We start from the raw sequence: 238 nt of genomic DNA on the forward strand, positions 1-238 counted from the left end.
GAGCCGCTAACAGGCGCCTTCCGTGCGCGTGACATGCAGCCACGAGGGCGTGAGCGGCCGACGGTGAGAATATGAGCGTGCCAATCCTTAATGACAAAGACCAGGGCGCCGGATTGCCGGCCTTGGTGTTTCTGCACTATTTCGCCGGCTCCCTACGGTCCTGGGTTCACGTGGCCGGGGATTTGTCGCGCGAATACGGGTGCCTGTGCATCGACCTTCCCGGCTTCGGCCGCTCGCC

1 protein-coding gene is annotated in these 238 nt (G+C 63.9%); it reads left to right on the forward strand.

Annotated features, from left to right (window positions below; translation table 11 throughout):
* Nucleotides 1-71: 71 nt before the first annotated feature.
* A partial coding sequence (locus tag KBI52_RS33735) for an alpha/beta fold hydrolase (RefSeq protein WP_371823079.1) occupies nucleotides 72-238 on the forward strand: 167 nt, incomplete at its 3' end.

The organism is Microvirga sp. HBU67558 (assembly GCF_018069605.1).
Classification (GTDB): Bacteria; Pseudomonadota; Alphaproteobacteria; order Rhizobiales; family Beijerinckiaceae; genus Microvirga; species Microvirga terrae.